This window comes from Pontibacter sp. YIM B11418 (genome assembly GCF_059278805.1).
Genome location: NZ_JCAEMH010000003.1, coordinates 450,148 through 476,281 on the forward strand (window position 1 = coordinate 450,148; position 26,134 = coordinate 476,281).

Here is a 26,134-nt window from a genome sequence, read left to right on the forward strand (position 1 = left end):
GCAAATAATGAAAGAATTAGAATCAATTTGGGAAAAGCCTGTATACTTACCTTACCTTCAACCACCATTGACAGCTGAGATACTCGAAGACGCAGAGAGGAAAATCGGGTACAAATTGCCAAATGAATACATTGAACTATTAAAAATTCAGAATGGCGGTTATATCAGGAAAACGCTACCAGAGTTTGAGCATACTATTATTTACGGTATCGGACCACATTATCCTTCCTTAACTGACGTAGACTGGTCTGAATATTATGACTGGGTTAATTTCAAATTAGAAGGACTTATTCCATTTGATGACGATGGACATTTTTTTATGTGCCTTGATTACAGACAAAACGTACTAGATCCGCAAGTAACCTTAATTGTACCCGAGAGTGGAACACAAACCGTGGTAGCAAATTCTTTTGCTGAATACTTATCTAAGTTAGTTATTAAAACTAATGGAGAGTTCGTGATAGAAGCCAATGAATCAATTGATAAAATGGCTAAAGATATTGAGCAAAGTTTAGGTGTCGAATTTGAAGCCCCTAACTCTTACGATCATGGCTATCCGTTGTATCGAAGTACTATAAATGGACAATGGGTATGGCTCAGTCCAAACTTAGTACCTAAAGGCTTTGTGAGAAGAGATGATGATAGGTATAACGAACTAAAACAACTGGCAAATGGTGAAGCTACAAGGTATCCTGAAATTGCAAAAGATAGTTTGTTGATTAACTTTTCAGATGAAGAAACTGAAGAAAGGGGTTTAGCTAAATTAAGAGAAAGTAATATACCTATCAGACCCTTAGGAGAGTTTGTTTAAAAACAAAAGAACATAACCCAGCCTATATGTTATGCTTCAGCTCCGCCTCACACACCTTATCAGACAAAACCATTCCTCGGAAAGTATAAACTCATGAAAAGAAGAGATTTTTTAAAATATACAGCAGTCGCTACTGCTGGAGTATCCGTCGCTGCAAATACAGAGTTGTTTGCACAAAAACTGGAAACAAGGAAGATATTTTTGACGGGTGGAGGGTATGACCTAAAGACCATCAAGTACCTTATTTCTCTTACTGGTAAAGAAAATCCTAAAATATGTTTCTTGCCTACTCCAATGGGAGATAGTGAAGCTTACATCAACAAGTGGTTTGAAATAGCTAAACAACTGCCAATACAACCTTTTGTGCAGAAAGTATTTATCTCAAGTACTGAACAAAAGACATCTTTTGCAGACACGCTATTAAGTATGGATGCGATTCTGGTTACAGGTGGCAATACGCTGAATGCTATAGCATTATGGAAAGCACATGGTATAGACGTTGTTTTGAAGAAAGCCTGGGAGAAAGGAATCGTTTTGTCCGGACCGAGTGCGGGAGCAATTTGTTGGTTTGAAGAGGGGCTTTCTGATTCCAGACCAGCGGATTATTCAGTTGTGAAAGGGTTAGGGTTTTTAAAAGGAAGTAACTGTCCTCACTACCACACAGAAGCCAACAGGCGTCCTTTATACCTGAAGATGATTGAAGAAGGTAAGTTGCTTCCAGGATATGCCTGTGATGAAACAGCTGGTCTTTATTTTGAAGGCACCCAATTGAAAAGAGTGATCACTCAAAACGAAGCTGACAAGGCGTACAAGGTGACTATAAATAAAGGAAAAGCAGTGGAGACAACCTTAGCGTCCGAACTGATATAGACGTATACCTATAGTAAACAACTGCCAATAGCTACGGCTGTAATTTAATACAAGCGGCTCCATGTAGCTATTATAGGGGTTAGTAGAATACTCCTGATAATAGCTACAAAGAGCCAAAACTGATCCTACTCCTTCTCCCCTCTCCTGCTTCCCTGGTACAGCTCATACTTGAGCAGGCGGCAATCGATGGCGCCATTATAAAGCGGCGTGCGGCGGGAAGCGCGTAGGCCGATGCTTTTCGCAGCGTCCAGGTTACCGGTGAACACAAAGGCGTCGAAGCCCTGGTAGTTGTTCTTGAGCGTGTCCCCGATCTGCTTGTACAACTGGTGAATGTCGTCTGACTGGATACGTTCGTTATAGGGCGGGTTCATAATCAGTACACCCTCTTCTGCTGCAGCTTTTGTCTCGAAAAAGTCAGCCATTTCGATTTTGATCACATGCTCCAGACCGGCGTTCTCGATGTTCTTGCGGGCAGCCAGCACGTAATCCGGGTCGATGTCGTAGCCGATGATCCGGGCTTGTGGTTCACGCTTTTCTTTGGCTTCGGCCGTTTTCCATACCATCTCAAAAAGCTCGGCGTTATAGTCTTTCCAACTCTCAAAACCATAGGGGTCGCGGCGGAAGATGCCCGGCGCAATATTCTGCGCCATCAGCGCGGCTTCAATCAGGAAAGTACCGGAACCGGCCATTGGATCGATGAAGGTCGATTTCTTGTCCCAGCCGGACAGGGCAATGATGCCGGCGGCCAGCACCTCGTTGAGCGGCGCCACGTTGGTCTGCAAGCGGTAACCACGGCGGTGCAGCGAGTCGCCGGAAGAGTCGAGCGAAAGCGTGACCATGTTCTCGTGCATGTGCAGGTTCAGGCGCACATCCGGCCGGATGCGGTCCACAGAAGGACGCTCGCCGGTTGCCTTGCGGAACTGGTCGACGATAGCGTCTTTGGTTAGCTGAGCTACAAACAGCGAGTGTTCGAAAGTAGAATGGCTCACCACGGCGTCGATGGCAAAGGTCTGGTTCAGGTCAAACACCTCGGCCCAGTTGGTTTTCTGCACCTGTTCGTACAGGTCGCGCTCGTTGCGGGCTTTGAAGTTACGGATAGGCCTGAGAATGCGAATAGCGGTGCGGCACCAGAGGTTAGCTTCGTAAAGTTGGCGCAGGTTACCTGAAAAAGAAACTGCGCGGTTGCCTACTTTGATATACTCTACTTCAAGCGCCCGCAGTTCTTCTGCCAGCACCTCCTCCAGTCCACTGAGCGTTGTGGCAACTATATTGAAATTATCGCTCTGCTTTTGCTTCGCCATTTGCTATACCTGTTAAACCGCAAAAATAATGGTAATTTAGTTAAGAGTTAGGAGTTGTAGTCAATTTAAGAGTTTGAGGCTTATTGTGGTGGTTTCTTTAGTAAGGAAAGAGTAAACAAAAAGTCGCTATACCTGCTGGCATCATGGGCAGCAGCTCAGATTTAGCTTTTACCTTGAGCTGGCCATCATAAAACCCTATACCTATACCCACATCGCCTCCACTCAACTCTTAGCGCATAACTTTTAACTCTTATCTAAATAAAAACTATTTTTGCCCTCAAATACCCGCTTATGAAATTCGAGAAAGACTTTTCCCTTAAACCTTACAATACGTTTGGCATCGATGCCAGGGCCAGGCATTTTGCGCGCTTCGACAATGTGCAGGAATTGCAGGAACTGCTGCAGCGGCCGGAGGTGAAGGAAGAGCCGAAGCTCATTTTAGGTGGGGGCAGCAATCTGCTGTTCACCAAAGATTTTGAAGGCATTGTGCTGCTCAATGGTATAACAGGTATGGAAGTGCTGCGCGAAGACGGCGACTATACCTACGTGCGGGCCGGTGGGGGCGAGAAGTGGCACGACCTGGTGCTCTTCTGTCTTGAAAATGATCTGGGTGGCATTGAGAACATGTCGCTTATACCTGGCACGGTGGGAGCCGCTCCCCTGCAGAACATTGGGGCCTATGGCGTAGAGCTAAAGGATGTGTTTGTGGAACTGGAAGCTGTGCAGCTCGAAACCGGCCAAGTCCATACCTTCGACAAGGATGCCTGCCAGTTCGGTTACCGCGAGAGCGTCTTCAAACACAGCCTGAAGGGACAGTATGTGGTAACGAGCGTGACACTGCGCCTTCGCAAAAATCCGGAACTGAACACGACTTACGGTGCCATCCAAACCACCCTGCAGGAGATGCAGGTGCTACAGCCAACCATACACGACGTAAGCGCTGCCGTATGCCATATCCGCCGCAGCAAACTTCCCGACCCGGCACAGATCGGCAATGCCGGCAGCTTCTTCAAAAACCCCGAAATTCCGCTGCTCCTCTTTGATGTGCTCAAGGAAAAACACCCTGATATGCCTGCCTACCCTGTGTCTGAGACCAGTGTGAAAGTGCCTGCTGGCTGGCTGATTGAGCAATGCGGCTGGAAAGGAAAGATGATCGATAACTACGGTGTACACAAAAACCAGGCGCTGGTACTAGTGAACTATGGCGGTGCGAAAGGCGAAAACCTGTTGCAGCTGGCACAGGATATCATCCAGTCGGTGCAGGAGAAATTCGGCATTACGCTACAGCCAGAGGTAAACATTATCTAAGCAACAGGGCTTCCGGAGGACGCTAAAATTTTTAAGTAAACTTACCTAACTTATTTAAACAGGCTGCGATATATAGGGTAGACTATAATAGCTTACAACCCTATGAAACTTTATATATTTCGTTACCTCCTGTTATTTTTAGCTTTCCCTCTTACGCTAGCTTCCTGTGACAAAGACGATCCTGAACCTACTAAAACTGACCTCGTTGTAGCACACGAATGGCAGGGAGAACGCGTGCTGGTCAATGGTTTTGACGTATCAGACCGCCCCGAGATCAAAGACATGCTGCTCGACATTAAGAGCACACGCCTGACCCTGCGCCGCGACGGCACTTACACCGCAGTATACGACCAGGCAGGCACCCCACAAACTACCACCGGAACCTGGGAATTCAAGGAAAATGAAACAATCATCTACTTCGACCTCCTCGGCGACCTACAGATAGAAAGCCTGACTCCCACCAACATGGACCTGATCACCACCGTGAACCGCAACAACACAAGCTTCGATGCGAAGGTCCAGTTTGTGAAGAAAGACTAAATTCAGTAAGTTAGGGCTGGCTAATGCCCTTCGTGCGTCTTCACGACAGATTTTCCAGCGCAGGACAGGATCCATGTAATTTATCTTTTACTATAAAATCATTCTATGAGAATTCAAAAATTACTCACTTTCCTGTTTGCCCTGCTCCTGGTAACCAGCATGACCTCGTGCGACAAAGACAAGGACAAAGAGCCTACAAACAAAGACATATTAGCATCCAGCACCTGGAAAGGCGAATCTATCTGGGCCTATGGCAGCGATATTTCCGATCTGTTTATGGATGAACTCGGTTATGACATCAAAAAGAACACAATTAAGTTTGACAAAGCGGGCACCTATGTGGACTCCTACGAAAGAACTTCGTTGAACGGCACCTGGGAGTTTGCGGATAATGAAAAATCCATCATCTTTGATAAGGGAACCGAAGATGAGTACAAAGCAAGCGTACTGATGCTTACCGATAAAGAGCTTCGGATGGAGCAGACGCTAGAGGACGATGGTGAGTCCCTAACACTGGAGGTCCGATTCATACGATAAACAAAAAAGGCTCCTTTACAGGAGCCTTTTTTTATTTCAGTACAGCCAAAGTAGCACCGTCGCCTCCTCTTTCCTCTGCCTCGCTGGTCAGACTGACCACTTCCGGCACCGAGTACAGGTAGTCGCGCACGACTTGCCGCAGCACTCCGTTACCGCGTCCGTGCACAATCTTAATTTCAGGTATACCTAGCATAATCGCTTCGTCAGTAAAGTTCATCACTTTGTTTAAAGCATCTTCGGCATACTCACCCCGAATATCAATCGAAGACCCAAAGTCAGCCATACGTTGCGTGATGTTCATGCCGCGGGTATAGCCCTCTGCTGTTTCGGCTTTCTTTTGCTTTTTGGTTTGGGCCTCTGCTCGCTCCAGGTTGTCCACCTTCACGATCGTTTTCAAACCACCGAACAATACCTCCGCAGTCTTGCCTTTTATACCTACGATCTCTCCCACCGAGTCCTGCCCGATCAGTGCTACCGTGTCGCCGGCTTTGAGCGGACCGCCGTTGCTGGCAATTCGCTTGTGGGCAGGGCGCGGCTCTTCTTTGCGTACCTGTTCGGTGGCAAATTCTTCGAGTTCACGTCGGGCCAGCTTGGTCTGCTCCTTCTCTGCCTGACTTTGCTTGATTTGCTGGATGGTAGCCTCGATCTTCTGGTTGGCATCTTTTAGCAGGAGTTTGGCCTTGCCCTTGGCTTCGCGCATCACGTCCTGCTTGCTCTCCTCCAGGAAGTTCTTCAAGTCAGTATACTCCTTTACATTGCGTTTCAGCTTTAGTTCCAGCGCTGTGGCTTCTTTCAGCTTCTTCTCCAGTTCCTGCTTTTCTGTCTCGAGTTCCTCCAACAAGCGGTCGTAGCGAATCTTGTCCTTGCCCACCAGACTGCTGGCCTTGTCCACAATGTGTCTTGGCAAACCAATCTTGCGGGCAATCTCAATTGCAAACGAAGAACCCGGCTTCCCGATCTCCAGTTGGTAGAGCGGCTGCAGGTTTTTGTGATCGTAGCGCATGGCACCATTTACGATGCCCGGTGTGCGCTCGGCGAAGTTCTTCAGGTTGGTATAGTGCGTCGTGATCACGCCAAACACTTTGCTGTCGTTCAGGTTCTGCAGCACGGCTTCGGCGATAGCACCGCCCAGCACGGGTTCTGTACCTGTACCAAATTCGTCTATCAGCACCAAACTCTTGTTATCGGCCACGGTCACAAACTTTTTCATGTTAGTGAGGTGCGAACTATAGGTACTCAGGTCGTTTTCGATGGACTGCTCATCGCCGATGTCGATGAAGATGTCGTGGAAAATACCAGCTTCCGAGTTATCAGTTACAGGTATCAGCATACCCGTTTGCAACATGTACTGCACCAGGCCCACCGTCTTCAAACTCACCGATTTACCACCTGCGTTCGGGCCGGAAATCAGCAGGATGCGCTGCTCGCGTGTCAGTTCCAGGTCCATCGGCACCGTTGGTTTACCCAGTTGCTTATGCGACAGGTATAGTAGCGGGTGAATGGCTTCTTTCCAGGCGATGTGCGGGTACTTGTGCAGCTTCGGCATCGTTGCCTCTATGCGTCTGGCAAAGGCCGCCTTGGCTCGTATAAAGTCCAGCAGGCCCAGGTATTGATAAGCTTTGCGCAACTCGGGTATAAAGTTGCGGAGCGTATTGGTCAGCCCTACCAGTATGCGGATCAACTCGCGGTGGTAGGCATTCTCCAGGTCTTTGATGTCGTTGTTGAGTTCGAAAATAGACTCCGGCTCAATGTATACCGTCTGCCCTGTGTTCGATTCGTCGTGGATCAGACCTTTGATGCGGCGCTTGTGCTCGGCAATGACCGGTATAACCAAACGGCCACCACGGATGGTTGGCTCGGCATCGCCGGGTGTCCAGCCTTCATTTTTGGCGTGGCGCATGATCGAGCTGATCGTTTTACGCAATTGCCCCTGCTGCGCGATCAGGTCGCGCTTGTAACGCTGCAATTCGGGCGAGGCATCGTCGCGCACGGCACCGGCATCGTCCACCACTTTATCAAGGGCAGCGATTAGGGAGCGCTCAACCATGATATTAGCACCCAGGGCTTTCAGGGCTTCAAACTTACCCTCTTCAGTGCTGGAAATAAAGCGCTGTGAGTCGCGGATAGTGCGCAGCGACATTTTAATTTCGAAGAAGGCCTGCACTTCCAGGAAAGTACCAGGTATAGCGGCCCGGTCGAGGTAGGCGGTTACATCGAAGTAATGCTGCAGCGGAATCTCGGCGTCGGACTCGAGCAGTTGTTTGAACTCGTTCGTTTGCTCCAGCAGGCGCTGCACCAGGTCATGGCGGTTCAGGAAGGTCATGCGGCTGACGAACTGTCGGCCAAGTGGGCTCAGGCAAAGTTCCGAAAGCATTTCGCGTACCTGCGCAAAGCCAATTTTTATTTCAAAGTTATCTGGATAGATCAATTGTTATCTCTTAGATTTAGGGCAAATTTAGCATATTATAACAAGTAAAGGTGCTGCTTTCGTTCGCTGTGGTTTTATAAATTGTTGGGAATTAAAATTGTTTAAGGCTAATTCTCTGATGCATGGTTTGGTATGAAAGCCTGCAAGCAATTGACCTAATCCTGCCCCTCCCAAGAGGGGAATATCAATGAACGATTTTTCGTGCACAATTAGAGCAGGTTTGGTGCACGATTCGGACAGGTCGCGACCTGTCCCTACAATGAAACGATGCTGTGTAGCACCACGACTTTATGGTATAACTTCGCTACAATCAAACTCTTTAACTCTTAAACTTTTTAACTCCCAAACTCATATGGTTCTCGACAAACTCACCAACGCCAACCGCTATACCTGCATGCACCCGCTTTTTGCGCAGGCTTTTCAGTTTTTGCAGGAAACTGACCTGATGACGCTCCCGCTTGGGCAGAAAGCGATTGTGGGCAAAGACCTCTTTGCCATTATCTCCGATGGCAGCGGTATACCTGAGTCGGACGCCAAAATAGAGGTGCACCGCCGCTACATCGACATACAGTTTGTGATCGAAGGCACTGACCACATGGGCTGGAGAGACCTGGCGCTGTGCAGCGAGCCCAACGACCCCTATACCGACGAGCGGGATGCTGCTTTCTTTCCGGACAAGCCTGCTTTCTGGTTTGATGTGCCGGCAGGTTCTTTCACCATTTTTTACCCCGACGATGCCCACGCTGCTATGATCACGGAAAAGAATGTGCGCAAGGTGGTGCTGAAGATTGCTGTGAAGCCGGAAGGCCCTGTGGAGGTATGAAAAAGCTAGCTTCTGTGCTGGCCTTTCTCTGTCTGGCTACCGCAGCTAGCGCACAATCACAGCCTGACTCGCTCAAAAATCGCGCGTTTGGGAGTTATATTTTCATTCCAGTCGAATTCCCGATCATCGACAACGAAGGCTTTGAGAATGCGGTGGCTGCAGCCGGATTACCGGATGCTAAGCAGCCGACTGCGACCTTAGGTATTGGGCTCCAGTTCTACGCGAACCGCGGCATCAGCACGATTTCTTTTGCTACGGGTACCCGCAAAAAAGAGAAAGATACCTATCTGACGGAAATGGAATACCGATCTTTCTCCTTCAACTTCGGCTATGACCTGACCAAAAGCCATCGCTATGCGCTATACCCATACCTGGGCTTCAAAGGCAATGGACTCAACTACCTGTACCGCGAGAAATTAGATGAGACGACCGACCTGGAAGAATACCTGGAAAATGACCTGCAGTATAGGGAAATTCATAACTCAAGAGCACATCTGGATCTGGGGTTCGGCTTTGCCAGGCAGTCTTTTTATCTGATCAATGCCCGGGTAGGCTACCTCGTTCCACTCGAAAAATCACGCTGGACCATCAACGACGATCTGCACCTCAATACCGCGCCAGGTACCAGGTATAGGTTTTACTTTTCGCTCAACATCGGCTTTGGCGCAATCTTCACCGAAGACGATGTCAGAAGAAGGTATAACCGTTAGTGGGTCAGTTTCAGCAAGTCTCTAATCAGACCTGACTCTGCTGTGAGTATAGAGAATTGGTCTAGCACATCCAGAAAGCCAGTCAACAGGTGCGGATTGTCGGCTATGTTTGAGAAGCAGGTGATCAGCACATCATTTTCAGGTATACGGATGACAAGATTGCTGAAGCCGCTGGTGTTGCCGGTGTGGTACATTTCCATTCCTCCTGATTTGCGTTGGCTGAAGAACCAGCCCATACCATAGAAGCCGTTCGTATAGTCAGGTATAGGCGCGTATACCTGTTCCAGCGCAGGTGCCATACCTGATTGCTGACTGAGCGCCCGGTGCCACCGCTCGTAGTCGCGCACGGAGGTATAGATGCAGCCGTCGCCTTTGGTAGCGGTGCAGGTGCCCTGGTCAGCCAGAACGATATTGCCCACCTCATTTCGGGAATAGCCCATAGCACGCGCAGGTATAGTAATGCCCTTTCCGTAAAGCATGGTGTGGTCCATACCGAGTGGCTCGAATATTCGCTGTTGCAAGAAATCGGCATAGGCTATACCTGACACCTGCTCCACCACCAGCGCCAGCAGCACGTAGCCGGTGTTGCTATACCTGTATTGGGTACCGGGTGTATAGTAGGTCGTTGATTGAGCAGCTGCAATCGCCAGCACTTCTTCATCGCTGATCTGCCAGTCGGGTTGCTCTTCTACAAACTCCTCATAATCCAGCAGGCCGGAGGTATGGCAGAGCAAATGCCGCAACGTCACCTGCGCTCCTATACCTGCCGGGAACGCTGGGAAGAACTGCTGCAAGGTATCGTCATAAGTCAGGCGCCCCTCCTGCTCCAGCAGCTGAATGCACATTGCCGTAAACTGCTTGCTCACCGAAGCTAACCGGAAAGTAGTGTCGGGTGTAATTCGTTCGCCGGTGGAAAGATCGGCTATACCTATACCGCCTGCATACAACTCTTCCCCGGCCACTAAAACCAGCAAGGCAGCGCCTGGCCCATCGGAGGTATAACAACTGCTCAGGTGCTCATCAAATTTTTTTAAGTGCTGTAGCATCGGAATTTGATTTAGGCTATGCCTTAAAACTTCTCTTCCACCCCGAGTCCGAACAGGGCGTAATCGTACTTTACCGGATCCTGTGGGTCGAAAGTGCGCAGGTGGTCGGTCAGTTCCTCGGCCGTTTGCCAGTCCATGCCTTTGCGGGTGATCAGGCCAAGGCGGCGGGCTACCCGCTCCACATGCACATCGCAGGGACAAACCAGATCGGCTGGTCGCATCGTGTGCCAAATACCGAAGTCCACGCCGCCGTCAGCGGGCCGCACCATCCAGCGCAGGTACATGTTCAGGCGCTTGCAAGCCGACTTACGGGCCGGGGTGGAAATGTGCTTGCGGGTGCGGTGCGGAGCATCCTCCAAACTAAATACCAGGTTATGAAAATGCTCCAGCCGCTCTTTTTGTGTCCTGACCTCGTTCCGCTCTCCTGTAAAAGCCATCTCCAGACTCTCGTGCTGCTGGTAGTACCACCGGAACCAGTGAATCAGGTATAGCAGGTCGGTATCGTTGAAAGTACGGTGTTTGAAGCCGAGAAATCTAGGCAGATCCTGCTCCTGGTGCTGCAAAATAAACTCGTGCGGGGCATTGTCCATCAGGTCCATCAACTTCAGGCAGTTGTTGATGATCGTTTTGCGCTGCCCCCAGGCCAGGATGGACGCAAAAAAACCACTGATCTCGATATCCTGTTTTTTGGTAAAGCGGTGCGGTATGGAGACCGGGTCGTTCGGAATAAAGTTAGGCTGGTTGTAGCGGGCTACCCGGTCGTCGAGGAGGGCTTTGATCTGGGCGATATCCTGTTTCATGTGCTTGGTACGAGAAATGGCGCTATGCAAGTTAAGTAATATGCAGTTGGTAGCCCAGTTTTCAGCTGCCAACTGCAGGTATATAACGGCAACAAAAAAGCCCGGACATCGCTGCCCGGGCTTTTTCTTTATCGCTATACCTACTTAGGGCATGTAAGACAATTCTACTCTGAACTTCTGATCAATGGCGCCCAGTTTCTGGCAGGCTTTCTTGGACAGACGCACTACCACGTTGTTGTTCTCGCCTGTGCTAGGTAGTTTACCGATCACACGTACGTACACTACCTGGTCGTTCATGGCGTTTTTCACCTGCATAATGGTGCCTACCGGAGCTGTTTTGTGCAGTGCCAGGTATTTGTTGGTATCTGCTTTCGGGTCGATCATTTCGGCCATACCTGTTTCAAGAATCTTCTTGGCACCAGATACAGAATCCACCATCTCTTCATCATCGTCATCCTTAACGCTGGTAGCAGGTGCCGGTGTGGCAGGCTGCGGCGTCAGCACAACGTGTGTATTGGTCGGAGTAGCTGGAGCAGCTACAGGGTCTGTAGAAGCTACAGCTGTTTCCGTTACCTTATCTTTTGCAATCTCGTCATCCGTCTCGCTCACGTAGATGGGGTTCTTGGAAGGAACCGGCTGGCCTTTGCCTACGATCAGCAAAGCACCTACGCTGATCGTGTTATCTGGCAGGTTGTTCCAACGCTTAATGTCATCCACTTTCACGGCATGCATGCGCGAGATGGAGTACAGCGTCTGCTGCGGCTCTACCTGGTGCAGTTTCTCGCCACGGCTGTTCACAGTAAAGGTACGGTTGCTGGCCGTGCCTGCGGCAGGCGCCTGCTTAACAGCGGGAGATGCTGCGGCATACTTACGCGGAATCAGCACCAGCTGCCCAACATTGATGGTAGTTTCTACAGATGGGTTGGAGTCCACGATCTGGGCCACGGATACACCATACTTTCTGGAAAGGGCGTAAAGCGTTTCTCTTGGCTCTACGCGGTGCTGCACGTATACCTTACCGTTCTTACGCTCCACACCAACCGAGTCGCGCAGGGCAACCATGTCGAAGGCTGAAGCCGAAATAGGAAGCAGCGGTATTGCTACAAGGGCGATAAGTAAAATTCGGATCATAGCTAAAAGTCGAACTAAAAATTAAAGAGAATATGCCTTCAAGGTTGTTTTGTTTTGCACGAAATACAAACTGCGCATAAAGATAAAAAAAGTATCTGAACCTACGCCATCAATTGCACCTGCAAGTAACTCATTTAAGTGCAAAAAACCATTTAAATCAAAAATAGCCAGAAAATTATCTAACTTATTTTCACCAGTCTTAAGGTAATAACTCACCACCAGACAGGTGTCCGTTTCGGCATACTCCAAGACACTTACAGGCTCACAATCAAGCTCCTGCGCCAAAAAATCGCGTACCTGACCGAAATAAGTTTCCCCCTCCCGGTATAGGTGTGGGTACTGCACAGCCCCAAATCGTATTTGATGGAAGCGCTGCACGCGATCAGCCGCCTCTTTTTGACTGATATCGTTTTGAATGGTTTTACCGTAACCGCTTTCCAGCAAAAGCAGTTCCCCGCTTTCCTGACTAATATCGTAAGCCAGTAGTCCTTGTTCCTCTATTCCATAAAATGCCAGCTCCGGCTGCTGCCACAGCGCTATACCTGAGTCAGTTGCAAAAGCCCGTATACCTTTGTGCTGCCCCAATTTGCGGTCGCCGTACCCGTGCAGGTATAGCACATGTTCCTGCACGTCTTCCAGGCCCAGCCACCAGGTGTTAGGATCGGGCAATTTCAGCTCCTGGAACTGGCCAGCAGGCAGGTGCAAGGTATAGAAGCGGGCCTGCAGCAGGTCGGCGTCACGCACCTCCAGCGCCAGCCAACCACCGGGGGCATCCAGTCGGATCCGCCATACGGGCGCCTCAAAGTCGTATTTAAAAAGCAGGGAAAGGATAAGCGGGATTTTTTTAGTATCTTATTTCCGATTAAGCCCAAATGTATGAAATCTAACGCAAAAATATGGCCCTGGTCCTCCCTCCTCTTGCTGGCCCTTCTCTTTTCTTGCACGACTGCCTGGGCGCAGGAGCGCCAGAAGGTGTTCATCATGGAGATTAGTTCGGAGATCGACCCACGTACCAACCGCTATACCCAGCTGGCCTTGGAAGAGGCCACCCGCGTGGAAGCTGACCATGTGCTGCTGAAACTGAACACCTACGGCGGTGCCGTGAATGATGCTGATGCCATCCGCCTGCGCCTGCTCGAGTATCCGAAGCCCATCTATGTTTACATCGACAAAAACGCTGCCTCGGCCGGGGCGCTCATCTCCATCGCCTGCGACAGCATTTACATGGCGCCGGGTGCCAACATCGGGGCAGCCACTGTGGTGGGGGCCGACGGGCAGGCCGCTCCGGGCAAGTACCAGAGCTACATGCGTTCGATTATGCGCTCCACCGCCGAAGCCAACGGCCGCAACCCCAGACTGGCCGAAGCCATGGTAGACGCTGCTGTGGACAGCACCTTGTCCGCAGATCAAGTGCTTACTCTCACCACCTCCGAAGCCATCCAGCACGGCTTTAGCGAAGGACAGGCCAACAACATCGAGGAAGTGCTGCAAAAGCTTAATCTGCAGGACGCCGAGATCGTCCGCTACGAACTTAGCACGACAGACAAAGTCATTTCTTTTTTCCTGAACCCCGTTATCAGCGGCATCCTCATCCTGATCATCATCGGCGGACTGTGGTTTGAGCTGCAGACTCCGGGTGTGGGCTTTCCGCTCATAGCCGCTATTGTAGCCGGCGTGCTATACCTGACGCCCTTCTACCTCAACGGACTGGCCGAGCATTGGGAAGTGCTGTTGTTCATTGTAGGGCTGGTGCTTATTGGCCTGGAGGTATTTGTCATTCCGGGGTTTGGGGTAACAGGTATAAGTGGCATTGTGCTCGTATTTCTGTCGCTGCTCCTGATTATGGTCAACAACCAGGCCTTTGACTTTACGTTCGTTTCGTCTGAGCGCCTGATGGAAAGCCTGGTATCGGTGTTGCTCGGTATGATCAGTGCCGTGATCATTGTGGTGCTGACCTGGAATCGTGTGCTGGGAAGCCGGGCCCTGCGCCGTGTCACGCTTGTCAATACCTTCGAAAGTAAAGAAGGCTACCGCTCCAGCCACTCTGCCGAGCACCTGATCGGTAAAACAGGTATAGCCTATACCCGCATGGCGCCAAGCGGACGGGTGATGATAGACGACAACGTATACGACGCACAGGCCCGCGACGGCTTCATCGACAAAGGCGATGTGGTGCAGGTGATCGACCAAAGTACCTTTGCGCTGCGGGTGAAGAAAGTTTAGAAAAGGAGGGTGCAGCATAAGTGGGAAGCCCTTTCTGTGCCATGCAACCCTTTCTGTAAATTTGGGGTCATGAGAACAGAAAATATCCTCTACTTTCGGAGATGAAAAAATCCAAGCTATACCTGCTGGCTCCGCTGGCCCTTATGCTGACTGCCTTTTCCTGTGACAAGGACGATGACTTCGAAACTGTCGAAACAACCGCCACCCTCTTCTGGACAGGCGATATTGCCGTCGACGGCTGCGGGTTTTCAGTACATATTGGTGAGAAGAGCTATAAGCCCGAAAATGAAGGCGACATTGACGATTCTTTCAAGGTATATGAGCCTACCACGGTAGAGGTAAAGTTAGTTCACCTGGGTCAGCGGGACTTAGCATGCGATATGCTTCCCGGTAAATCAAAAAGGGACTTCATCCGCGTTCTGTCAATTAAAAAACGCTAAAACATCATCAATTGCTATCAATCTACTTCTACTCTAAACCTATGAAACTATTCCTTCAGCTTACACTACTATTTGGCCTTTGCTCGCTCTTGTTGGTTGCATGCCAGAATAATGCGGACGGCAACGCCGAAACCGATGACGCCATCCTGATCTGGTCGGGAGAGTATATGGTAGACGGTTGCGGTTTTGAAGTGGAGATAGACGGTAAGCGCTTTAAGCCGGACAACGAAAACGAAATGGACGCAGCCTTTAAGGTGGAAGGCGAAACGCCCGTGATCATCACCTACGAGAAGCTGGGCCGCCAACTCGACATCCGCTGCGGACTGTCTACGCAAAGCAGGGCCATGGACGCTATCCGCGTGATATCCGTTAAGAAACGGACCTAGCCCGCTCCAAGCTTTTTATACCTGTCTGCTGCATTACTCCTATCTCTTGCGTAACTTGCCGGGGCCTGCCGCTGCATGGCCGGCCACCGAAACCCGTATGCCCTATGCAAGTACTCGGCATTATACCTGCCCGCTATGCCTCCACCCGTTTCCCCGGAAAGCCACTCGTCGACATCAACGGCAAAAGCATGATCCGGCGGGTATACGAACAGGCTTCATCATCTGGTTTAGCAGAAGTGATTGTAGCCACTGATGATCAGCGCATTCTGGACCATGTACATGGCTTCGGAGGCAAGGCCGTAATGACGGCTGCCCACCACCAGAGCGGTACTGACCGTTGCTTCGAAGCCTACCAGCTTCACGACCAGCCATTCGAGTATGTGATCAACATTCAGGGAGACGAGCCCTTTATCCGGCCCGAGCAGATCGAGCTGGTGGCCACCTGTTTCAATAACCCGCAGACGCAACTGGCGACCCTGATCAAGAAGATCACCACCCCGGAAGAGCTCTTCAATGTGAATGCGCCGAAAGTGGTGGTAAGCCGCCATGGGGAGGCCCTGTACTTCAGCCGCCAGCCTATACCCTACTGCCGCAACGTCCCCAACGACATCTGGCACAAACAGCACACGTATTACAAGCACATTGGCATTTACGGCTACCGCACCGACATCCTGGAGCAGATCACACAACTGCCCCCTTCCAGCCTGGAACTGGCGGAATCGCTGGAGCAACTGCGCTGGCTCGAAAACGGTTTCCGCATCACCACCGCCATCACCGAGTTCGAAACCATCGGCATCGACACCCCGGAAGATCTGGAGAAAGTTAGAGAAGTTTGAGAGTTATAAGGCATAACCCACAGGTATAGATTTACTCTTGGATGTTTATCTATTCAATTATTTAACAATCAGAATTTTATCCATCAACAAATAAACCATACCTTGAAGCATTATACCTTGCTGCGATTTGTAAAGCTGAACCTATACTTCTTCGGGATGTATGGGCTGCTGACTGCGGCCTGGTTTGGAATTACGGGAAGGTTCAGTGAGGAGTCGACTGGGGCGATCAATGAAATCCTGGTAAATGCGGCGATCTTCTCGCTGCTGTTCACCATTGCCCTCCTGCTGTGGTATAGGAGAACGGAAGTGAGAATACCAGTCAAGAGTATCTCACCAAAAGCGCTGGATCAAAAACTGGAAGAGATCGGCTACGAGCATATACCTGGCAAGGACAAAGGCGCGGTGCAGGTATACAAGCCCCGTCCCCCAAAAGCTCCTGCTCTGGCCGGCCACCTGTTCGTACAAAAGTCTGCTAACTTCTACCACCTGCAAGGGCCGGTGAGTCAGCTGAAGAGTCTGGAAGTTTAGAAGGTTTGCTAGGTTAGGTAACCTACGCATCAGTGTGACGTCGTTCACGTCTTGGAGTAGCCATTTTAACGCTCTTCCGGACTTCCATGCCTGGAAGTATTTCTGCTGGGGACATACCTGTCCCCGTATACCTGCGAAACAAACACGGCACACGGGAATTAGGAAATCCCCGACAGTTTGCTTAGGGATTAATAAATTCCGAAGAGCCTTATAGCAAAGCGTTTGAGGACGAGACCACGCGTCCTGTCCGAATGAATCGTGTACTTCTATACCTTGTTAAACCATGCAGGAAAATCCCCTGGTGGTATGCCTCTACAAAAGGAGGCCAGGGGCAGATTACTCTGGCTTCCAACAATTTAACCATCAACAGTTCAACAATCCACTAAAATCACCCTCCCGCTTTCTTGGCTTTGTAACCAGCAGCTTGGAGTACCTGCAGCACTTTATCGCGGAAGTCGCCCTGTATCAGGATCTCACCATCTTTAGCCGAGCCGCCAACACCGCATTTGTTCTTAAGCATTTTACCAAGCTCTTTCAAGTCATCGTCCGTCCCGACAAAGCCAGCCACCAGCGTCGCCTGCTTGCCTGCACGGGATTTTTTGTCGAGCATCACTTTGAGGTTCTGCTGCTGGGGCGGAAGCGTTTCGGCTTCGTTCTCCTGCTCATATTGGTAATTGAAATCAGAACTAGTGGAGTACACCACTCCCTGTCTGCCTTTTTTATTCTTGTCGCTCATAATCTTGTTCTCTATACCTGTACTCGCTCCCCTTCTTTAGCGTGCCACCACATGCAGCGATTGTGGCACCATACGCACCTCAAACTCTTTCGCCTTGCCCAGATATTCGCCGTCGGCGTGGTGCATCATCTCATGGTCGGTCTGCACGGTTACCCCTTCTGTCTTAAAATATTCGGCGCTGTCAGCACTGGCCGGTTTGTTGGCCAGCATCGCGTAGCTCAGTTGCAGCGCTTTAAACATATCCAGTTTACGGATCAGGCACACGTCCAGCATACCGTCCCGTATATTGGCCATGGGAGCAATATAGGCGTTATTGCCATACTGTGCCGCATTGGCAAAGGCCATCACGAACAGCTCTGTCTCGATAGTTTTGCCATTGATGACGGCCTTCACCGGGAGATGGCGGTAGTTGCGTACCTCCTTCAGGATTAGCTCCACATAGGTCTGCAAACCGCGCTTCTTGCTCCCTGCAAATACCGAACTGATGTAGGCATCAAAGCCTATACCTGCCGTCGTGAAGAAAGGGCGCCCGTTGATCGTTCCGCTGTCAATCTGAGAACGGTGTCCCAGGTTGAGGAAGCGGATGGCCGCATCAACTGTGAGAGGTACCTGCAGATGGCGGGCAAGTCCGTTGCCAGAGCCTCTTGGGATAATGCCCAGTGCCGTTTCAGTATGCAGCAGTCCCTGAGCCACTTCGTTCACCGTACCATCGCCCCCAACAGCTACTACGACCGCATAGCCCTGCGTCGCCGCCTCTCTCGCCAGTTCCGGGGCATGACCCGCGTAATCGGTGTACACGATGTCGTGGTCAAACTTTCCGTGGTCCAGGTGGAGTTTGATGCGGGCGGCCACATCAACCCGGCTGCTGGGTCCGGAGGTGGGATTGATGATGAACCGGAATCGGGGACGTTTGCTCATATCGGTCAGATCGGCCAAAGGCGCTGTTGACTGGGTAAATTCTACGCAAATTAACCGATTCCGCAGGAGAATAAAAAAAGCCCGACATATTGCCGGGCTTTCTGTTCTTAAGGTATAGGTTCCTTATTTGAGGTGGAATGTCAGCACTGGGGTATCAGAGTGGTTTACCAGGTCTTCAGCGATACTGCCGCTGAGCAGGTGGGCCAGACCAGTACGGCCGTGTGTGGCCATCATGATTAGGTCAGCGCCAACCTCCTCTGCAAAGTTAAGGATACCGTTTTCCTCAATGACGTCGTTGTATACATTGGTGGTATAGTTTTGCAGCCCGTAGCGTTCGGCAGCATCCTGCATGCGTGTGCGCAGGATGGCGTTCGACTCAAAAGCGCCAGGCGTGTTGACGTATACCAGGTGCAGCTTTGCACCGAACATCTGCTGGAAGAACTTGAACTTCTCCATGGCAGTGCCGATCTCGCGCTTGAAGTCAGATGGCAACACGATGTTGCGAACCCGGAAATTGGCAATAGGGGCTTTGATAGTTAGTACCGGGCACTCGGCCGTGCGCACCACCTTCTCTGTGTTGGAGCCCAGCAGGAACTCATTCATGCCGCTAGCGCCTTTTGAGCCCATTACCACCAGGTCTACCTGGTCGTCGCTGATCACCCGGCGGATCTTACGGATCACGTTGTCGGCATCCACTTCCTGCACCACCTCAACCCCGGCATGCTCTACCGAACGCTCCAACTGGGCCATTCGGCTTTTGGTCGCCTCGAGCAGCTTCATCATATATACCTGTTCCATACCGTCTCCGCCAACCAGGTCACCGGTTACGCTAAAGGATTGTGAGTAGGGCATCTCCACAACGTGCAGCAGCTTAATGGCGGCTCCTGTCTGGCGTGCGATGGCAACAGCTACTTCAAAGGCATTATGGGCCTGGTCAGAAAAGTCGGTGGGTACAAGTATTCTTCTCATAATTGGTGCGGTTTATTGCTTTGCTTTGTTTTCATTGTAAAGATACAGGGCTCTATACGCCCAAACGATGACGAATGTCATTTCAGGTGAAATATAGTGATTTTCTTTTATATACGCCATAAAACACAAAAGCCCACCAGAAAGGCGGGCTTTTGCGGGTATAAGGTATAAAACCGATGATTAGCCAAGCTTGGCGATCAGGTCAGCCGTTCTGTTTGAGTAGCCGGCCTCGTTGTCGTACCAGCCTACCACTTTTACCAGTGTTTCGTTAGCAGAAGTCAGCTCTGCATCGAAAACGCAAGAGTGGGTGTTGCCTACGATGTCAATCGAAACAATTGGATCTTCGGTGTACTCCAGGATGCCTTTCATATCGCCTTCAGCGGCTTTCTTCATGGCAGCGTTGATCTCTTCTTTCGTGGCAGGACGCTTCAGGATACAGGTAAGGTCGGTCAGCGAGCCATCCGGAATAGGAACGCGCATCGCCACACCGTCCAGTTTGCCTTTCAGGTGAGGAAGCACCAGGCCAACAGCCTTGGCAGCACCTGTAGATGTTGGGATGATAGAATATGCTGCTGCACGTGCTCTTCTCAGGTCGCTGTGCGGGGAATCCTGCAGGCTCTGGTCAGAGGTATAAGCGTGTACTGTAGTAATATAGCCTTTCTCGATACCGAATGTGTCGTCCAGTACTTTCGCCATTGGCGCAAGGCAGTTGGTAGTACAAGATGCGTTGGATACGATGCGCTCATCACCTGTCAGGATGTCCTCGTTCACGCCGAGTACTACAGTTGGGATGTTACCTTTGGCTGGAGCCGAAATAACCACTTTGCGGGCACCTGCCTCCAGGTGGCCACCAGCGCCTTGCTCGTCCACGAAACGACCAGTAGACTCCAGTACTACGTCCACGCCCATTTTGCCCCAAGGCAAGTTCTTAGGCTCGCGCTCTGCAGTGATCTGAATCTCTGTGCCATTTACGATAATACCGTTGTCAGTGGCTTCTACTGTACCATTAAAACGGCCGTGCACTGAGTCATACTTCAGCAGGTGAGCCAATGTTTTGGTGTTGGTCAGGTCGTTAATCGCTACTACCTCTACATTGTCCTTCTCCAGAAGGGCCTTAAAAGTAAGTCTGCCGATACGGCCAAAACCGTTAATTGCAACTTTAATTTTAGACATGGTATTTGGGATTGATTTGTTTTAAAATTTTGATGGCACGAAGTTACGATTACAGACAAGGAAAAACAACATATTTTTTCCTTACTGATTCTTAATGTTTTACGCATAAACAGGCTAAAAAATCAAAAAAACATTTGCCTTGTAAGCTCTTTGCCTTATCTTTGCACCACCAAACGACAAAATGGTCCGTTCGTCTAGGGGTTAGGACTCCAGATTTTCATTCTGGCAACAGGGGTTCGATTCCCCTACGGACTACTCGAAAGCCTCTCAGTTAACGCTGAGAGGCTTTTTTTATGCTATTCGGACGCTAAAGGGGCCGTTCTCCTTCTGCAGAGTTCCAGGAGTTCTTGCTTATAGATACACCACAAGGCCATAGATAGCTTCAACCCCTTCAGATTTATTTGCTTTTAGGCCTGTGGGCTATAACTCATTGTACCTAATCTTAGACTCTCACTTACACATCTCCTAAAAATAAAATATTCTGATTCTCAGGATGGCAAAATGGAACTTCAGACGCACCACTCGCTTAGTAGCCTCACTATATCACTACGAATGGCCGTATCATGCAGAGGGAGAGCATGGCTAGTTTTGCTATTAAAAGCTATCTTTAGCCCCGCCTCATTCCGATGGAAAATTCATCCCCAAGTGGACGCGGGTGAAACCTGATACCACTAACATGTTGCCAGATGACAAAACTCTACTTACTGCTCGCTTTTATACTGATGTCCCTGGGCGCGCTAGGCCAGAACCTCGTACCCAACGGCGACTTTGAGGAGTACACCACCCTGCCGGTGGAGTCAGGGGAATGGCACAAGCTCAAAAACTGGTCCAACGTCAATGAGTACATCCCTTCCAAGTTCCCCTACGGCTCCCCCGATTACTTCCATATTCAGGCAGGACAGGAGGTCCGGTTACCTAATCTCCACAACGCCACTGTTAACCCATACTCTGGATCCGCAGTGGCGGGCTTTTTAACCTTCACCAGCGATGTGTCTAACTTCCGGGAGTACCTGTCCGTTCGACTAACCTCCGCAATGGAGGTGGGAACGAAATACAAGGTATCCTTCTGGGTAAGCAACGGCGGCGGAAAGCTCAGTTATGGTACCGCCAGCAACAACATAGGCGTTTACTTTTCTACGGCCGCACCCAGGCAGTTCACCCACGAGCCAATTAAGGTCACCCCACAACTTGAAGTGAAAGAAGAGATTTGGTCTAACGAATGGCAGGAAGTCTCTTTTGACTTTACTGCAGACTCGGCCTACACGCGCCTGACGATAGGCAACTTCTACACCGACACAGAGACGTCCACCTCCGTCCGGATAAAATACACGTATAACACAGCCTACTACTATCTTGACAAAGTAGAGGTAGTCGAAATTCCGACGCTCAAGATTACTGGCCAGCTTATGATTTGCAGAGGGGATTCTGCCGTGCTCAAGGCAGTTAACGGCACTGAGTATAGCTGGGCAGAAAGCACGAGACCGGGAGTAATTCTGTCCACAGCAGAGACGCTAAAGGTGGCACCAAAACAGGCCACGACATATGTGGTGAGCAGCAGCACAGAGAACGCCTCCTTTACCGTTCAGGTGAACGAGCCTCCCCTCATCAATCTGGGTGCGGATACCACCCTATGCCCCGGACAGTCGCTTTACCTCAACCCAGACGTTCCCGGTGCCACGTACAGGTGGCAGGACAACAGCACCGTTCCAAACTACACCATTACTAAGCCCGGCCTTTATTGGGTGGAGGTGACCTTAAATGGATGTAGCACAAGAGACGAGCTGCAGGTATCGTACAAACATTGTGAGATTACGCTCGTGATGCCCAACATATTCACTCCCAATCATGACGGCCTCAATGACTCCTTTAGGCCTATAAAAATGGCTGGTATAGAGCAGGCGTCCCTTTTTATTTACAACCGTTGGGGAAATAGGGTGTATGCTAGCGAAGACCTCCTGAAAGGGTGGGACGGACAGGGACATGGAGCCGGAAGCTATTTTTGGCAAGCAGTATATATTGATGCGTATGGGAGCAGGAATTCTTTAAGTGGCACCCTGACACTGGTTCGGTAGGCTGCAGTTGGAGGCAAAGACCTTTTGAGTTACAAGGCTGATAACTTGATAGGCCTTTGCCAACTCTACCTCTACTGAGCTGCAAAGCTGATCTACTTACTGTCCTTCTAGCTCTAAAAGCTCATCAAAAGTTATCAAATCCCTGTGAATTTTGTTGACCCGGCGCATGAAAAAATGATGCAGGAACTCAAAAAGGCAGATTATGCCAAGGCCGTAAAGGACATGGAGCTACAAAACAGCTTTGTGCCGGACAGGTTCCGGCAGGAGAACGAAGCGATAAACCAAATATTTGAAACAGGCACGCTGCCAGCTGTTGGAAAACTGCCGCAGGTGCCGGCAGTGGTGCTCACATCGGTGCAAAAAAGAGCTAAGCCTGAATTGTTTCTCCATGAACCTGAAGGCGTGGAAGTTTGGCGCAACCTGCACGCCGAGTTTTTTAGCCAGTTTACCAGCGGTTCCCATATAGTAACAGCTTTCAGCGGGCACAACATCCACCGCGAAGAACCGGAATTAGTAGTTAATGCAATCAACCAGGTAGTGCAAGCAGCCACCAAGGAAAAGCAGCGACAGGATCATGAAGCAAAAATGGCTGCCTTAGAAGATAAAATAATGCAGGCGGCAGCCTACCTGAAACAGCGAAAAGAGTCGAAGGCTGAAGCAGTGGTGTTCGAGGAGCTGAAGGGTTCCGGCTTCGGCGAGCGCACTATCAATACCATTGCCTACCAACAGCTCAACAACCCAGCTACCATGCCAGTTTCCCTGCTGATCTTCAAGTATAACACGGTAGCATATGCTACCTCGGCCAATGCATTAGATAGCTACGGAGAGGCATTGCTGAAGCAAGGAAAGCTGAAGCTGGCTGAAGAGCAGTTCCAGAAAGCCATCGATCTTGCCACTGCTGCCAACGACGCCTCCACGCTTAAAAACAGCAAAAGCAATTTGGAAAAGATCAACCAGATGAAAAAGTCAAAATGATGCAAGGATAGCGGCGGCAATATGTTTTTCAGCCACTCTTCTATATAAGATAAGTTTATAGAACATTCAAATCTATGTGGATAAGGTTCGATATTTCGATCCTTTGGTCTACCATAGTAAAAAAGCCGCTTCACATCACATGGAGCGGCTTTTTTTATTCCCTTCGAATAGGGTTCAGTCAAAATTCTCTCCCTCTCATTTTGTGTGCAAATCCTACATTCAAATTTGATCAACTATCAAATTAAATACCTTATAATCATTTATTTACAACCAGTTACGAATACTAAGCATGTCTTTGCTCTGAGGGACTAAACCAGCACAAAAAACGGTAACCTGGAGAGATACCAAAAAATACAGATTGCCTTCCTATTGTTTGCAGCCCCTACTATGTTTTCAGGGCCAATGCTCAGACTTCTCATATCTCATCAGGTGTAAAATTGACCAATGTCTATGACGCGTTCGGCGCTGAAAACGCAGGGCTAAAGCAGGATTTTGGTTTCTCTTGCCTGATAGCGTACAAGGGGAAGGTGAATACCTATTTAGGCCTTCGGGAAAGCCAATTTTGCGTCACATACGGAATCTAAGTCGTGCATCTGTAAAAATGACATCAAAGGAAGCGTCCATAAAAAACGGCAGCCGATTAACCGGCTGCCGTAAGGAATAACATTTTAAAAAGGATTTGCTTTCAGGAACCTGACATTTATATGGCGTAATAAAGTAGCTCAGGTACACGGGCGGTAAACGGCCGGTTGCGGGTACTCTCCGGTTCTGTCCTGTTGCCCGAAGCGTGCAACTGCAGTTCATTCGCCGCATACCATTTCATCCTTCCTTTCGGATGCTCTACCAGCACATTCTGATCTTTAAAATTTCCGTCTTTATACAATCTGAATCTTCCTATTCCCGCTGGGGTTTCCAACTCAATGCCAGCAATTAAGCGTTCAAAGTTGATTTTCGTTTTTACAGCCATTTGATTTACAAAGAATGATTAAGAATAAGCACTTTAAATCTATCTGCTGCAAGGTAGAAAACGACTGTTGCCAGAATGTTACCCTATTATAACGCTTTCATAAAGTTTTGTAAGAGGGTATAATATGCTGGACAGTTACTGCTCATCGCATCACGATTTCAGGAAATCACTTTAGCAGCAAAGGCATAAGATGTCGTTATACCTGCGGGATACTGACACTATGGGCTACTAATAACCTGGAGCACTTTGCAAGATATCCTGGCAGTAAGTTAGGTGGCCCTTCAAATGGATGTCGCTTTATGAAAGAGATTGGCAGCGAATGATTAAGGTGGGGAGGAACAGGAGAATTAAAAAGGGCCTGGATTGACTCATCAGGGGGTAAAAATTACCTTTTGTTGAGGAATACGATGGTAGTTTCTGCTACTGGTTTAAAGCCAACCCATTGGAATTTATGGGAATGATCCTCATCTTTGGACCGTAATTATACAACATGGCATCTCATCCTTATATCACCCCTACTCCATACCGTTTTGCTTACAAAATAACATTTATTACCTCGCCTCAGTGCTCTCATTTCTCTTACTGCCTGGCCTTTATTTGAGCAGTTAATCTAAGGAATCAGATTGTTTTGCAGCCTTAAACTTCCTCAGGGGCTTCACTAAAATTTTGTCGCTTCTACCCTCATCTGTAAAATGTCAAATCTTACAAATAAGAAAATAGCTATACCGGCTATACCTGCCGTTCTGCTTGCTATGATCAGTGTGCAGGGTGGCGCTTCTATTGCCAAGCACCTTTTCCCTGTTTTAGGGGCGAGTGGTACAGCCTCTTTGCGTATTGGCTTCGCGGCGCTTATCCTGCTGGCTGTCTTCAGAACCAACCTCTTTAAGCTAACCAAAAAGCAGTGGCTGTACTGCCTGGCTTACGGCACCTGCCTGGGAGCCATGAACTTGGTGTTCTACTTTGCCATCAAGCGCATCCCGCTCGGCTTGGGGGTTACCCTGGAGTTCACCGGACCACTAGTGCTGGCATTGCTGGGTTCCAGAAAGCTTCTGGATCTGGTTTGGGTGCTGCTGGCCTGCATAGGTATAGCGCTTATTGCACCCTGGCAGAACAACAACGTGGACCTGTTAGGCGCAGGGTTGGCTGTCGGGGCAGGCGCCCTGTGGGCCGGCTATATTGTGCTGGGTGGAAAGGTATCGAAAGTGATGAAAGGCAGCGATGCAGTCGGAGTTGGAATGCTCTTTGCCAGCCTGTTTGTAATTCCTTTTGGCGTTTTCAGTGGAGATTTGGCTGCAGTAACTGGCCCCCTTTTGCTGATCGGTGTGGCTGTTGCGCTTTTAACCAGTGCTATACCTTATACCCTGGAAATCGGGGCACTGCGTCAGCTCCCACCCAAAACATTCGGCATCCTGATGAGTCTGCACCCGGCCTTCGCCGCTCTCTCGGGTTTGCTATTTCTGGATGAATACCTAAGCGTGACGCAGTGGGTATCCATTACCTGCGTCATCGCGGCAAGTGTGGGCGCTACTTACTTCTCAAGAAAGGTATAATGGTGCGCAAACTGACTGGCAGGGTAGTCATGCTTAAGGTAGCGACAGGGAACTGA

At 49.7% G+C, this 26,134-nt stretch carries 26 protein-coding genes and 1 tRNA gene; 16 read left to right on the forward strand and 11 right to left on the reverse strand.

Translation table 11 applies throughout. The annotated features are described in order from the left end of the window. The first annotated feature begins 7 nt into the window (after positions 1-7). The gene (locus AC4QZR_RS09680; RefSeq protein WP_494480721.1) at positions 8-811 is read left to right on the forward strand and encodes an SMI1/KNR4 family protein; all 804 of its coding nucleotides are present in this window, start codon (positions 8-10) and stop codon (positions 809-811) included. Between the two features lie 93 nt (positions 812-904). Continuing rightward, positions 905-1,681 (forward strand): Type 1 glutamine amidotransferase-like domain-containing protein, encoded by a 777-nt coding sequence (locus AC4QZR_RS09685; protein ID WP_494480722.1) that lies wholly within the window; start codon positions 905-907, stop codon positions 1,679-1,681. Between the two features lie 125 nt (positions 1,682-1,806). Here the strand turns inward: AC4QZR_RS09685 and AC4QZR_RS09690 are convergent, their stop codons facing one another. Beyond that, positions 1,807-2,982 (reverse strand): THUMP domain-containing class I SAM-dependent RNA methyltransferase, encoded by a 1,176-nt coding sequence (locus AC4QZR_RS09690; RefSeq protein WP_494480723.1) that lies wholly within the window; start codon positions 2,980-2,982, stop codon positions 1,807-1,809. A gap of 291 nt (positions 2,983-3,273) precedes the next feature. Here AC4QZR_RS09690 and murB point away from each other — a divergent pair, with 291 nt between their 5' ends. The 3 genes from murB to AC4QZR_RS09705 all read left to right on the forward strand — a co-directional run bounded on the left by murB (position 3,274) and on the right by AC4QZR_RS09705 (position 5,367). Beyond that, on the forward strand, positions 3,274-4,290 hold the full coding sequence (gene murB / locus AC4QZR_RS09695; protein ID WP_494480724.1) for a UDP-N-acetylmuramate dehydrogenase: 1,017 nt from the start codon (positions 3,274-3,276) through the stop codon (positions 4,288-4,290). A 102-nt stretch (positions 4,291-4,392) separates the two neighbouring features. Further along, the gene (locus AC4QZR_RS09700; protein ID WP_494480725.1) at positions 4,393-4,830 is read left to right on the forward strand and encodes a lipocalin family protein; all 438 of its coding nucleotides are present in this window, start codon (positions 4,393-4,395) and stop codon (positions 4,828-4,830) included. Between the two features lie 105 nt (positions 4,831-4,935). Further along, on the forward strand, positions 4,936-5,367 hold the full coding sequence (locus AC4QZR_RS09705) for a hypothetical protein (RefSeq protein WP_494480726.1): 432 nt from the start codon (positions 4,936-4,938) through the stop codon (positions 5,365-5,367). A gap of 31 nt (positions 5,368-5,398) precedes the next feature. Here AC4QZR_RS09705 and AC4QZR_RS09710 read toward each other — a convergent pair whose 3' ends face one another. Continuing rightward, positions 5,399-7,795: an endonuclease MutS2 gene (locus AC4QZR_RS09710; RefSeq protein ID WP_494480727.1), complete on the reverse strand. Its 2,397-nt coding sequence runs from the start codon at positions 7,793-7,795 to the stop codon at positions 5,399-5,401. Between the two features lie 352 nt (positions 7,796-8,147). On the opposite strand from AC4QZR_RS09710, the gene AC4QZR_RS09715 reads away from it, so the two are divergent. After that, a complete protein-coding gene (locus tag AC4QZR_RS09715; protein ID WP_494480728.1) occupies positions 8,148-8,618 on the forward strand; it encodes a NanQ anomerase/TabA/YiaL family protein in 471 nt (156 codons plus the stop codon). Continuing rightward, positions 8,615-9,328, forward strand: coding sequence for a hypothetical protein (locus AC4QZR_RS09720; RefSeq protein WP_494480729.1), 714 nt, complete (start codon positions 8,615-8,617; stop codon positions 9,326-9,328). The genes AC4QZR_RS09715 and AC4QZR_RS09720 overlap by 4 nt, the downstream gene beginning before the upstream one ends. Here the strand turns inward: AC4QZR_RS09720 and AC4QZR_RS09725 are convergent. From AC4QZR_RS09725 to AC4QZR_RS09740, 4 genes are all read right to left on the reverse strand, one after another. Beyond that, positions 9,325-10,374, reverse strand: a complete 1,050-nt coding sequence (locus AC4QZR_RS09725; protein WP_494480730.1) for a serine hydrolase domain-containing protein — start codon at positions 10,372-10,374, stop codon at positions 9,325-9,327. The genes AC4QZR_RS09720 and AC4QZR_RS09725 overlap by 4 nt on opposite strands. 23 nt (positions 10,375-10,397) lie before the next feature. Then, complete coding sequence (locus AC4QZR_RS09730; RefSeq protein WP_494480731.1) at positions 10,398-11,174, reverse strand: TIGR02757 family protein; 777 nt, start codon at positions 11,172-11,174, stop codon at positions 10,398-10,400. A gap of 144 nt (positions 11,175-11,318) precedes the next feature. Then, positions 11,319-12,305 (reverse strand): septal ring lytic transglycosylase RlpA family protein, encoded by a 987-nt coding sequence (locus AC4QZR_RS09735; protein ID WP_494480732.1) that lies wholly within the window; start codon positions 12,303-12,305, stop codon positions 11,319-11,321. A 21-nt stretch (positions 12,306-12,326) separates the two neighbouring features. Further along, entirely contained in the window at positions 12,327-13,145 is an 819-nt protein-coding gene (locus AC4QZR_RS09740; RefSeq protein WP_494480890.1) for a DUF4905 domain-containing protein, read from the reverse strand. A gap of 36 nt (positions 13,146-13,181) precedes the next feature. Here AC4QZR_RS09740 and AC4QZR_RS09745 point away from each other — a divergent pair, with 36 nt between their 5' ends. From AC4QZR_RS09745 to AC4QZR_RS09765, 5 genes are all read left to right on the forward strand, one after another. Beyond that, the gene (locus AC4QZR_RS09745) at positions 13,182-14,528 is read left to right on the forward strand and encodes an NfeD family protein (RefSeq protein WP_494480733.1); all 1,347 of its coding nucleotides are present in this window, start codon (positions 13,182-13,184) and stop codon (positions 14,526-14,528) included. A gap of 101 nt (positions 14,529-14,629) precedes the next feature. After that, complete coding sequence (locus AC4QZR_RS09750) at positions 14,630-14,968, forward strand: hypothetical protein (protein ID WP_494480734.1); 339 nt, start codon at positions 14,630-14,632, stop codon at positions 14,966-14,968. Positions 14,969-15,009: 41 nt separating this feature from the next. Continuing rightward, complete coding sequence (locus AC4QZR_RS09755; RefSeq protein WP_494480735.1) at positions 15,010-15,354, forward strand: hypothetical protein; 345 nt, start codon at positions 15,010-15,012, stop codon at positions 15,352-15,354. Between the two features lie 104 nt (positions 15,355-15,458). Further along, positions 15,459-16,190, forward strand: a complete 732-nt coding sequence (gene kdsB / locus AC4QZR_RS09760) for a 3-deoxy-manno-octulosonate cytidylyltransferase (RefSeq protein WP_494480736.1) — start codon at positions 15,459-15,461, stop codon at positions 16,188-16,190. A 102-nt stretch (positions 16,191-16,292) separates the two neighbouring features. Next, on the forward strand, positions 16,293-16,718 hold the full coding sequence (locus tag AC4QZR_RS09765; protein WP_494480737.1) for a hypothetical protein: 426 nt from the start codon (positions 16,293-16,295) through the stop codon (positions 16,716-16,718). A gap of 388 nt (positions 16,719-17,106) precedes the next feature. On the opposite strand, the gene AC4QZR_RS09770 is transcribed toward AC4QZR_RS09765, so the two are convergent. The 4 genes from AC4QZR_RS09770 to gap form a co-directional block, all read right to left on the reverse strand. Further along, positions 17,107-17,454 (reverse strand): translation initiation factor, encoded by a 348-nt coding sequence (locus AC4QZR_RS09770; protein WP_494480738.1) that lies wholly within the window; start codon positions 17,452-17,454, stop codon positions 17,107-17,109. Between the two features lie 36 nt (positions 17,455-17,490). Beyond that, on the reverse strand, positions 17,491-18,372 hold the full coding sequence (locus AC4QZR_RS09775) for a diacylglycerol/lipid kinase family protein (protein ID WP_494480739.1): 882 nt from the start codon (positions 18,370-18,372) through the stop codon (positions 17,491-17,493). Positions 18,373-18,495: 123 nt separating this feature from the next. Next, complete coding sequence (locus AC4QZR_RS09780; RefSeq protein ID WP_494480740.1) at positions 18,496-19,341, reverse strand: universal stress protein; 846 nt, start codon at positions 19,339-19,341, stop codon at positions 18,496-18,498. A 180-nt stretch (positions 19,342-19,521) separates the two neighbouring features. Further along, the gene (gene gap, locus AC4QZR_RS09785; protein ID WP_188499857.1) at positions 19,522-20,514 is read right to left on the reverse strand and encodes a type I glyceraldehyde-3-phosphate dehydrogenase; all 993 of its coding nucleotides are present in this window, start codon (positions 20,512-20,514) and stop codon (positions 19,522-19,524) included. A 183-nt stretch (positions 20,515-20,697) separates the two neighbouring features. On the opposite strand from gap, the gene AC4QZR_RS09790 reads away from it, so the two are divergent. The 3 genes from AC4QZR_RS09790 to AC4QZR_RS09800 all read left to right on the forward strand — a co-directional run bounded on the left by AC4QZR_RS09790 (position 20,698) and on the right by AC4QZR_RS09800 (position 23,561). Continuing rightward, positions 20,698-20,769: transfer RNA gene (locus AC4QZR_RS09790), tRNA-Glu, on the forward strand. A gap of 431 nt (positions 20,770-21,200) precedes the next feature. Next, a complete protein-coding gene (locus AC4QZR_RS09795) occupies positions 21,201-22,586 on the forward strand; it encodes a T9SS type B sorting domain-containing protein (RefSeq protein WP_494480741.1) in 1,386 nt (461 codons plus the stop codon). A 144-nt stretch (positions 22,587-22,730) separates the two neighbouring features. Next, positions 22,731-23,561, forward strand: coding sequence for a hypothetical protein (locus tag AC4QZR_RS09800; protein ID WP_494480742.1), 831 nt, complete (start codon positions 22,731-22,733; stop codon positions 23,559-23,561). Positions 23,562-24,261: 700 nt separating this feature from the next. Here AC4QZR_RS09800 and AC4QZR_RS09805 read toward each other — a convergent pair. Then, the gene (locus AC4QZR_RS09805) at positions 24,262-24,528 is read right to left on the reverse strand and encodes a hypothetical protein (RefSeq protein WP_494480743.1); all 267 of its coding nucleotides are present in this window, start codon (positions 24,526-24,528) and stop codon (positions 24,262-24,264) included. A gap of 692 nt (positions 24,529-25,220) precedes the next feature. Between AC4QZR_RS09805 and AC4QZR_RS09810 the strand changes: the two genes are divergently transcribed. Then, positions 25,221-26,078, forward strand: coding sequence for an EamA family transporter (locus tag AC4QZR_RS09810; RefSeq protein WP_494480744.1), 858 nt, complete (start codon positions 25,221-25,223; stop codon positions 26,076-26,078). Positions 26,079-26,134: the final 56 nt, after the last annotated feature.